The 10,129-nt window shown below is 70.4% G+C and carries 6 protein-coding genes and 1 pseudogene; 4 read left to right on the top strand and 3 right to left on the bottom strand.

What is annotated here, in order from left to right; genetic code table 11:
• A pseudogene (locus tag G3I65_RS51610) lies at positions 1 to 509 on the top strand (hypothetical protein); the annotation flags it as partial.
• Here the strand turns inward: G3I65_RS51610 and G3I65_RS51615 are convergent.
• Positions 487 to 1,701, bottom strand: a complete 1,215-nt coding sequence (locus G3I65_RS51615) for a diguanylate cyclase (protein WP_160703334.1) — start codon at positions 1,699 to 1,701, stop codon at positions 487 to 489. The pseudogene G3I65_RS51610 and the gene G3I65_RS51615 overlap by 23 nt on opposite strands.
• A 546-nt stretch (positions 1,702 to 2,247) precedes the next feature.
• Positions 2,248 to 3,492: an MFS transporter gene (locus G3I65_RS51620; protein WP_160703336.1), complete on the bottom strand. Its 1,245-nt coding sequence runs from the start codon at positions 3,490 to 3,492 to the stop codon at positions 2,248 to 2,250.
• Positions 3,493 to 3,842: 350 nt separating this feature from the next.
• Between G3I65_RS51620 and G3I65_RS51625 the strand changes: the two genes are divergently transcribed.
• Complete coding sequence (locus G3I65_RS51625; protein WP_160703338.1) at positions 3,843 to 4,739, top strand: SDR family NAD(P)-dependent oxidoreductase; 897 nt, start codon at positions 3,843 to 3,845, stop codon at positions 4,737 to 4,739.
• A 91-nt stretch (positions 4,740 to 4,830) separates the two neighbouring features.
• On the opposite strand, the gene G3I65_RS51630 is transcribed toward G3I65_RS51625, so the two are convergent.
• Positions 4,831 to 6,687, bottom strand: coding sequence for a long-chain fatty acid--CoA ligase (locus G3I65_RS51630; protein ID WP_160703340.1), 1,857 nt, complete (start codon positions 6,685 to 6,687; stop codon positions 4,831 to 4,833).
• A 196-nt stretch (positions 6,688 to 6,883) separates the two neighbouring features.
• Here G3I65_RS51630 and G3I65_RS51635 point away from each other — a divergent pair, with 196 nt between their 5' ends.
• Positions 6,884 to 7,540, top strand: coding sequence for a transcriptional regulator (locus G3I65_RS51635; RefSeq protein ID WP_160703342.1), 657 nt, complete (start codon positions 6,884 to 6,886; stop codon positions 7,538 to 7,540).
• A 587-nt stretch (positions 7,541 to 8,127) separates the two neighbouring features.
• Positions 8,128 to 10,129, top strand: a 2,002-nt coding sequence (locus G3I65_RS51640; protein WP_160703344.1) for an ATP-binding protein, incomplete at its 3' end; no start/stop codon positions are given.

Here is a 10,129-nt window from a genome sequence, read left to right on the forward strand (position 1 = left end):
GGGATGCTGCGGCCGGCGGGTTCGGGCCGGGTGGGTCGGTGCCCGGCGAGATTGGTGGCGCGGGGAGCGGGTTCGAGCCGGGCGAGGCGGGTGGTGCCGGGAGCGAGTCTGGCCCAGCCGCACCCACGCCGGGCGCGGCCGCCGGGGCTGTTCTCCAAGTTCGCTCACTCCACCTCGGCCGGCTCGGCTTCCGGGTGGACATCGAGGCCGATCCGCCCGTCGACCTCGCGCTCGACGACGACGGGCTGACCCTCCGCGCGCTTTGGTGGAACGGGCTCGGCCGCGTGAGCGACGACCTCGGCCACGAGTACCTCCTCCTCGCCAAGGACGCCGCCGGGACCGGGGTCGTGCGGCACTGGTGCCATCCGCGGCCCGCGCCCGGGGCCCGCGTGCTGCGGCTCGAGTCCGCCGGTTACCGAGGGGAGCTGCTGCGGCTCGCGCCCACCGCGGCTCGGGCGTGCGCGGACGTGCTCGTCAAGCTCGAGCTCACGGTGCGGCTGGGGGCGTGAGCGTGTCCGGGGCGAAGCAGACCTGGTCGCGGCCGTTCTCCTTGGCCAGGTAGACCGCCGCGTCCGCCGATTGGAGGAGGCGGTCCAGGGTGTCGCCGTGGCGGGGGTGGCGGGCGACGCCGATCGAGGTCGTGCGGTCCGCGATCGTCGCCGGGTCGCCGCGTTTGTCGGTGGTGACGATGTGCAACTTGGCAATCGCGACGCGTATCCGCTCGGCCGCGTCCCAGGTGGCCTCTTCGTCGATGTCCGGGAGCAGAATGAGGAATTCCTCACCGCCGAAACGGCCGACCAAGTCGCTCGGTCTCGTCACTTCGTCCAGCGTTTGCGCAACGGTGCGGAGCACGTCGTCACCCGCCGGATGTCCATAGGTGTCGTTAATCCACTTGAAGTGGTCGAGATCGACCATCAGGAGTGCCAGCTGATCACTCGATCGAGCGGTCCGTTCGAGCGCTCGCTCCGCCGACTCCGACCAGCCGCGCATGTTGAGAATGCCCGTTTTCGGGTCGGTCCGGACGTCGTTCTGCAGCTGGTCCAGTTCCGCGAGCCGATTGAAGACCACGGTGGCGACCGCCATCACCACGACCATCGGCGGGACGACGGCGAGCAGAATCGCGGTCACCGCGCCGAGGCCGACGGTGATCGCTTCGAGCATGTTGTCGGCCGGGCTGCCCAGGACGTTACGCAGCGTCGGTTCGGAGGACATGCCGAGCGCGAGTGCCCCGCCGACGTAGAAGATCTGGATCGCCTCGTAGATCGCGGCGGTGAGCACGATCGCGCCGAACTCGGCGAGGAAGTCACCCCAGCCGGTGCCCAGGAAATGGGGGCCCATCGCGGTGTAGGTGAGGTGCGCCAGCACGGCCGCGAAACCGTGCGTGATCGACGAGAAAATGAAGTTGTGGGCCGGGCGGCGGGCGATGAACCAATGCTGGAGCCGGACGACCACGATGACGAGCAAGGTGAGCGGAACCGGCAGGATCATCGCCGCGGAAAACGTCCACACGGCGGTGAGGTCGATCAGCACCGTCTTTTTGCGGTTCCGGCGCCTTTCCTCCTGGCGCTGGGTCAGCTGAATGTGCACCGTCGCACCGGCGGCGAGGATTCCGAAATTCAGCCAGTCGCGCGAAACGAGCGCCTGTGAATGGGCGAGCGAAATCGCGAGAACGGCGATGGCCAGACCCTCGCTGCCCAGCATGAACGCGACGACGCGCGGCCGGCGCCGCCAGAGCGCCCAGTTCCGCGGCGAGTACGGGTGGTCACGCCAGACCGTCCCGGGTGGACCACTGGGCGTGGTCACCTGGTCCGGCTGTTCGGGCGGCGACGGCGGCCTCGGCCGGTCGCCCGCCGCCGGTTCGCCGCCGCCCGTCGCGGCGTCGTCTGGTCCGGGATGCAATTGGTCACCTCCTTTCCAGCCTACTTCGGGTGTTGAGTAATCTCATCGGTACCTGCCAGAGTGTTCACACATTCCGTTGGCGGGTACCATCCCACTGCAACGGAACTGCCGAGTCCTCGGTGGAACTGCCGGGAACGCGGACCAAAAGCATCTTCAGGCTCCCCACACGGAGGTGGCACCGTTGACCAACCGCGATCTCTGACGCGTCGTCGAATTGTCCTCCCCGTTTACCCAGAGAGGTGGCAACCGTGCGCAACCGCGACCTGTGACCGGCTGAATACCATTCATGATCTTGACCGCACGGAGAGGTGGCTTCCGATGGCCAACCGTGACCTCTGATCCCCCGGCTCATGGCCGGTGTTCCGGCTCGCCGCCGCCCACCCGGCGCCAGGCGAACCCCACCGGAACCGCCAGCAGCAATCCCACCGCACCGGCGAGCGCGATCGTCGCGTTCGCGGAACCGAGGGCCTGGGCGACCAGCCCGCCGATGCCGACGCCCACCCCCTGCGCGACCCGCAGCCCGGTCCGGTACAGCCCGCCCGCACTGCCCCGGATGTCGTTGGGCACCCACGTGATGAACGTGGCCGACACCGTGATGACGTACGCGCCGGTCGCACCGGCCAGCGCGAGCAGGACCAGCGCGAGCACCAGGTTCGGGTGCAGCGCGAACGCCGCCAGCGCGGCCAGCGGCAACGCGGCCAGCACACCCAGCAGCTTGCGGCGGTGCTCCGTCGAGACGAACCGCGACAGCAGGAACGTCCCGAGCACGAAACCCAGTGGATCGGCGGCCAGCAGCCAGCCGACCGCCTGGTCGCCGGCGCCCAGCTGCGCCGCGAGCGGCGCGGCGAGGCCCTCCGGGATCACCGCGAGCCCGACGAGCCAGGACAGGTAGAGCAGCACCCGCAGCCGTTCGTCGCCGAAAACCTGCCTCACGGCGCCGAACCAGGGCGCGTTCCCGTTCCCCGCGGCCGGGCGCCGCAGCACCATGACCCGCACGGCGACGGCGGCGACCAGGAAGGTCAGCGCGTCGATCGCCAGCGCCCACGACGTCCCGATGCCGGTGACCAGCAGCCCGCCCGCGGCGAGGCCGGCCAGCATGGCCGTGTTGTTCGTGATCCCGCGCAGGTCCTGGCTCTGCAGGTAGACGTCGTCGTCGGTGAAGATCTCCCGGCCGAGCGCGTTCTGCGCCGCGTTGCACGGCGCGTTCGCCAGCCGGGCGAAGACGAACAGGACGAACAGCCAGCCCATCGGCATGCCGGGCACGGCCATCAGCCCGATCAGCGCGGCCTGGGCGAGCGAGCCGGTCGCCAGCACCGCGCGGCGCGGGAACCGGTCGGCGAGCTGCGACAGGCCGAGCCCGCCGGCGAGCGCGGGTAGGAACGTCAGCGAGTAGACGACGGCCGACAGCAGCGGCGAGCCGGTCCGGTCGAAGATCAGGATGGCCAGGGCGACGATGGTGAGCTGGTCGCCGAGCATCGACTGGGTTTCGGCGAACCACAGCGCGCGGAACTCGCGGTTGGCCAGGACGGCCCGCAGCCGCGGTGTCGCGCGCGTCGTCACCTCGTAACCACCGTCCCCCGATCGAGTGAACATGGATCGTCCGCATTGTGCCTCGCCAGTGACGACCCCGTCCGGCGGAGTCACCGTTGACCTCCCGGAAGCACTAGCAGTATGGCGCCGACTACGCCCCGATGTCCTCGGAACGCGCGTCACTCACCCCGTCGAGGGGCCAGGGGGTCACACCCCGGAAGGGCGCCGGACGGTGACTGTGACCGGCCCGCGGGTACCTCCGGACTGATCGAACCGGATTCGCTCGGCGCAGGGCGGCCGCCGCTCGTCGTCGGGACGCTGCCCCGCTGGGCCGGATGGGCCAAGACTGGAGCCAGAGCCGGCCGGGGTGGACGGGACGCGCGCCGCCGGCGCCGCAGAGCGGGGAGTGGACGATGGACGGGTTGATGCAGGGCAAGGCGGTCGTGGTGACCGGCGCCGGCCGGGGCCTCGGCGAGGCGTTCGCGGTGCACGTCGCCCGTGCGGGCGGCGCGGTGGTCGTCAACGACATCGACGTCGAACTGGCCGAGCGGACCGCGGAGAACATCCGCGCGCACGGCGGCCGGGCCGTCGCCAGCGGGCACAGCGTGGCCGACGCGGCGCAGGCGCAGGAGATCGTGGACCTGTGCGTCAAGGAGTTCGGCGGGATCGACGGGCTGGTCAACAACGCCGGGCTGAACTACGAGGCGCTGCCCTGGGAGGACGACGCCGAACAGGCGCGCGAGCTCGTCGCCGTCAACGTCATGGGCGTGGTGAACACCGGGCTGGCCGCGATCAAGGCGATGGTCGGCGCGGGCACCGGCGGCTCGATCGTCAACATCTCGTCGGGCGCCTCGCTCGGCCAGCGCAAGCTCGGCGTGTACGCGGCGAGCAAGGGCGCGGTCGCGTCGCTGACCTACTCGTGGGCGCTCGACCTCGAAGAGCAGGGCATCCGCGTCAACGCCGTCTGCCCGCTCGCGCACACGCGGATGGTGTGGAAGTCCGAGCGCTCCCTGCGCGCCTGCCCGCCGGACCGCACGCCGGCCCGGATCGCCCCGGTCGTGCTGTTCCTGCTCGGCGAGGGTTCGCACGGGATCACCGGCCAGATGATCCGGTGCAACGGCCCGCAGCTGCACGTCATGGGCCAGCCGTTCCTCAAGCAGCCGATCCTGGAGCGGCCGGTGTGGGACACCGAGACCGTGCAGAAGGCGTTCGACGAGGTCTTCTCCGCGCACTTGGAGAACTACGGCCTGGAGAAGCGGGTGCCGCCGCGGTTGCGCAAGTGGACCGACACTTCGCCCCGCACCGCCTGACCACTTTGCGTTCCAAAGCCGAGCTTTCTCTAGGAAAGATGCGTCCGAGGGGCCCTCAGACGCATCTTTCTCAGCGAAAGTGGCGGGTCGGTCAGGCGCCGGCCGCGGGTTCTGGGTCGCGGGTTGCCGCGTACAGGGCCTCGATGTTCGTCGCGTAGCGGTCGTTGATGACCCGGCGCTTGAGCTTGAGCGTCGGGGTCAGCTCGCCGGATTCGGGCGTCCACGCCTTCGGGAGCACGTGGTAGCGCTTGATCTGCTCGATCCGGGCCAGCCTGCTGTTCGCCGACTCGACCGCCCGCTCCAGTTCCGCGCGGACCGCCGGGTGGGTGGCCAGCTCCTCCGGGGTGGCCTCGACGCCGTTCGCCGCGGCCCAGCCGGGGGCGATTTCGTCGTCGAGGACGATCAGAGCCGTCACGTACGGGCGGTCGTCGCCGATCGCGACCGCCTGGCCGATCAGCGGGTGCTCCTTGAGGAGGCCCTCGATGCGGGTCGGCGCGATGTTCTTGCCGCTCGAGGTGATGATCAGTTCCTTCTTGCGGTCGGTGATCGTCACGAAGCCGTCTTCGTCGATCGTGCCGATGTCGCCGGTCGCGTACCAGCCGTCGGCGTCGGTCGCGTCCTGGATCGTCCCGTCCTCCTGCAGGTAGCCGAGGAAGACGATCGGGCCGCGGACCAGCAGTTCCCCGTCGTCGGCGACCTTCACCTCGATGCCGTCGAGCGGCTTGCCCACCGAGCCCGCGCGGAAGGCCGTGCCCGAGTTCGACGTCGCGGCGCCGGTCGTTTCCGACAGGCCCCAGACCTCGCAGATCTCGACGCCGAGGCCGGCCAGGAAGTAGATGATCTCCACCGGGAGGGCGGCCGCGCCGCTGGAGGCGACCAGCAGCTTGTCGAGCCCGAGCAGGCCGCGCACCGGCGCCAGCACGGTTTCGTCGGTCTGCCGGATCTTCTCGGCGAGCTCGGCCGGCACCTCCTGGCCGGCGCTGCGCAGCTTGTAGCCCTGCTGCAGCAGCTCGTTCGCCTGCAGCAACGCCGTCCGCCGGTCTTCGGGGACGCTGCCGAGCATGTTCTTGAGGCCGGCGACCATCTTCTCCCACACGCGCGGGACGCCGAAGAAGCTCTGCGGGTGCACCTGGCCGAGCGCGCCGGCGACCGCGGTCGGGTCGGCGAGCGTGTGCACGTGGCCGGCCCACACGATCGGCAGGTAGACCGACAGCTCGCGCTCGGCGATGTGCGCGAGCGGCAGGTACGCGATGTTGGTCGCGTGCATCGGCGGGTGGTGCAGCTCGGTGACCGCGTACGCCTGGTGGATCGCGTTGCGGTGCGACAGCACGACGCCCTTCGGGTCGCCGGTGGTGCCCGAGGTGTAGATCATCGACAGCGGGTCGTCCGGCTTGATGTCCTGCCACGACCGCTCGAACGCCTCCGGGTCGGCGGCGAGCGCTTCCCGGCCCCACGTCCGGAGATCGGCGAGCGAGACGAACCGGCCGTCGCCTTCCGGGATCGCGCTTTCGTCCATCACGACGATGCGGCGCAACGCGGGGAGGTCGTCGAGCACCGGGCGCCAGCGCGCCAGCTCGGTCTCGCCGCCGAGCACGACGACCGGCGCCGCGCTGTGCCGCGCGACGAACCGGATCTGGTCCGGGCTGAGCGTGGCGTAGGCGGTGCACGGGATCGCGGACAGGTGCGTCGCGGCGAGGTCGGCGATGATGTGGTCGGGGCAGCCGGGCGCCATGATCAGCATGCGGTCGCCGGCGGCGAGGCCGAGCCCGGCCAGCCCGCGCGAAACCTCCGCGATCGCGGTGCGGAATTCCAGCCAGCTCAGCGTCGGCCGGCCTTCGATGTCGAGCGAGGTGATCGCCGGCAGGTCCGGGTATTCGGCCGCGTTGCGGTGCAACAACCGCGGGATCGTCTGGCCTTCGGTCTGCTCGGCGACGGACGGGGTGGTCAACGCTGGCCTCCTCGGTGCTCCGGATGGCCACACTGTAGGGGCTCCCGGCCGAGGTGGATAGAGAATCGCGGCCACGTCAACCGTCGCCGCCGAACCGGACATCCCGGTCAGGCGCCCACGACCGTCCACTGTGTACACGGGCGGCCGGGCGCGAACCGCGCTTCAATGGAGGGACCACGGACTCCAGGGGGAAGCCATGACGCGGTCCGCTCGTGAACTGCTCGACAAGATCCAAGCCGAACTCGCGCCGCGCGACGGCGACAACCGGCTCGTCCCGCTGATCGCCTCGGGGCGCGCGCCGCGCGCGGTGTTCGCCGCGCTCGCCGCGGAGGAAAAGTTGATCACCCTGAGCGATTGGCGGAGCTTCCACGCGCTCGCCGCCCGCGCCGACGAACCGAACGCGCGCGCGTTCTTCGGCGGTCTCGCGCCGGGGGAGCAGCAGGCGAACGCGATGCTGGACCCGTTGCTGGCGGCGACTGGTCCGGACCACGGGAAGGAACTGCCGCGCGCGGGCTGCCAGGCGTACCCGGCGTACGTCGCGTGGCTCGCGCTGAACGGCGAATCGGCGGCCGCCGTGGCCGGGATCTTCGCGAACTTCGCCGCCTTCGGCCGGTACTGCCGGGACGTCGCCGCCGCGATGCGCGCGCACTACGGCTTCACCGACACCGAGTGCGCGTTCTTCGACTTCTTCGCTGCGGACGTCCCCGAAATCGAAGAACAAGCGCTCGCGGCCGTCCAGGCCGGCCTCGACGCGCACCGGCTCGACAAGGCCGAGGCGCGTCGTTACGCGCGGCTGTTCCAGAGTTACGAACTGCTCTTCTGGAACACCCTCGCCGACGAGTTCCCGGGCTGACGGCACGCGGAACCGGTACCGGCGCCACGGGGCGTGTTCGCGCGAGCGCGGATGCGGAATGGCGGAAATTCCGCCGCGCTGTCCGGGGATTCCGTGGCAGCCTTCGTGAACGCCGCGCATTTCCGCTTTGCGGAAGCCATCCGGCCCGGACGAAGTGGTGGTCGGCGGCCGGCTACCCGGCTCCGTGACCTTTCTCACCGAACCATCCGCCGGTTTCGTACGTAGCGAGCCCGGCCGGGTCCGGCGCGCGGACCGCAACCGGTACCAGCGTGCATCCCTGCGGTGAAACGGAAGTCGACCTGGGATGAACGTCACGACTTTCGGTGGTGGACTTTCCAAGCGCAGGCAGCAAGTGTGGACGGGTCACCGTGCCAAGATCACGTTCTCGCCACGGACTTGACGCGCCCTGAGCGGCTGCATACCGTCGTCGCGGGCGAAGCAGACCACGGTGATGTTGATCCGGCTGGTCGGAATCCGGGTGTTGACCGCCTCGGGCGACCCGAAACCATGTACTGCCGGAAGGAAAACGGACCCAGGTGAAGCAGATTTCTCTTCGACGCAACCGGGGATCCTCGATTCGGAAGCGCGTGCTCACGATCGCGCTCATCCCCAGTGTGGCCTTGCTGCTGGTCGGCGTGGCCCTCGCGGGCTACCTCATCTACGACGCGGTCACCGCACGCGACTACACCACGCGCATCCGGAATTCGGAAGCCCCGGCGATCCCGTTCTTCGCCGCGCTCCAGCAGGAGCGCCAGGCGACGCTGAGCCTCCTCGCCGGCCAGGGCAACCAGCGGGCCGTGCTCGCGGCCGTCCGCCCGAAGGTCGACTCGACCGCCGCGAAGGAGATCGAGAACCTCCGGGACAACTTCGCGGACTACAACGACACCCCGCCGAGCGTCCAGAAGAACATCGCCACGTTCTTCGGGGTCTTCCAGCAGCTGCCGCAGACGCGCCAGGCGGTCGACAGCGGCCAGATCCAGATCAGCCAGGCCTTCGCCTTCTACAACAAGATGCTCGACCAGTTCACCGACGGGGTGGCCGGGCTGGCGCAGAAGGCCCGCGGCGCGCAGAACGCGTTCGACCGGCTGACCGCCATCCCGCTGTTCACCGCGGCCGACGCGATGCAGCGCAGTGACGCGCTCGCCGCCGCCGGGCTCGCCGCGGGCGGGCTGACGAACGACGACTTCCGCGCCTACGTCGGCCAGGTCGGTGCCTACCACGCTCAGCTCGACGCCTCGGCGCCGAAGATGATCCCCGAGGTCAAGGCCAAGTACGACCAGCTGCTGGCCAGCCAGCCGTGGCAGACGGTGACCCAGGTGGAAACCGCTTTCCTGCGCGGTGACCTGACGAAGCTGCCGGTGGCGCAGGACCAGTGGCGCACCGCCGCCCGCCAGGTCGGCGACGCGCTGATGGGCATCTTCGTCGCGCAGAGTTCGAACGCGAGCCAGGCCGCCATCGAGGACGCCGACTCGACGTTCACCGAGTCGCTGATCGCCGGTGTGATCGCCGTTCTGTTCGCGGTCTTCGTGGTGTTCGTCGCCGTCCGGCTGTCCAACCGGCTCATCGGCCGGCTGCACCGGCTGCGCGAGGACACCCTCGACGCCGCCGAAGTCCGGTTGCCCGAGCTGGTCGCCCGGGTCCAGGCCGGCGAGCCGGTCGACCTCGAAGAGGGCGGGCACTTCCTCGACCACGGCACCGACGAGATCGGCCAGGTCGCCGACGCGTTCAACAAGGCGCAGCAGACCGCCATCGCGGCCGCCATCGACGAGGCGAAGATCAAGGAGGGCACCAAGACGGTGTTCCTCAACATCGCCCACCGCAGCCAGGTCATCGTGCACCGCCAGCTGAAGGTGCTCGACCAGGCCGAACGCAAGCAGGAGGACCCGGAGCAGCTGGACACCCTGTTCCAGCTCGACCACCTCTCCACCCGCGCCCGCCGCAACGCCGAGAACCTGATCATCCTCGGCGGCGGGCAGCCGGGCCGGCAGTGGCGCAACCCCGTCGGGCTGGCCGAGCTGGTCCGCGGCGCGTCCGCCGAGACCGAGGACTTCGCCCGCGTCAAGACGGCGGCGCTGCCGCAGATCGCCATCCGCGGCCCGGTCGTCGGCGACCTCGTGCACCTGCTCGCCGAGCTGATCGACAACGCGACGTCGTTCTCGCCGCCGCAGTCGCGGGTCGAGATCCGCGGCAACGTGGTCGGCAAGGGCGTCGTGATCGAGGTCGAAGACCAGGGCCTCGGGCTCGAGCCGGACCAGACCGAAGAGATCAACGGGATGCTGGCCGACCCGCCGGACTTCGGGATCATGGCGCTGTCGGACGAGCCGCGCCTGGGCCTGTTCGTGGTCGCGCGGCTGGCCGCGCGGCACGGCATCCAGGTGCACCTGCGCGAGTCCGCGTACGGCGGCACCCGGGCCATCGTGCTGGTGCGCACCGACCTGCTCGCCCCGCTCGCCGAGTCCGAGCCGGAGCAGCCGATCACCCCGCCGAAGCCGGAGCTCGTGCCGAACCCGGTCGAGCCGGAGCAGGGCAACGACGAGGTCGCGCCGCTCAAGCGGCCGCAGCGCCGCCCGGCCCGGCACCGCACCGAGC

This window comes from Amycolatopsis sp. SID8362 (assembly GCF_010550475.1).
In the GTDB taxonomy this organism is placed as follows: Bacteria; Actinomycetota; Actinomycetes; order Mycobacteriales; family Pseudonocardiaceae; genus Amycolatopsis; species Amycolatopsis eburnea.

What these genes read in the sequence shown, in the direction of transcription:
- G3I65_RS51615 (WP_160703334.1), bottom strand. Translation starts at nt 1,701, where the DNA reads ATGCTGGGCAGCGAGGGTCTGGCCATCGCCGTTCTCGCGATTTCGCTC.
- G3I65_RS51620 (WP_160703336.1), bottom strand. Translation starts at nt 3,492, where the DNA reads ATGTTCACTCGATCGGGGGACGGTGGTTACGAGGTGACGACGCGCGCG.
- G3I65_RS51625 (WP_160703338.1), top strand. Translation starts at nt 3,843, where the DNA reads ATGGACGGGTTGATGCAGGGCAAGGCGGTCGTGGTGACCGGCGCCGGC.
- G3I65_RS51635 (WP_160703342.1), top strand. Translation starts at nt 6,884, where the DNA reads ATGACGCGGTCCGCTCGTGAACTGCTCGACAAGATCCAAGCCGAACTC.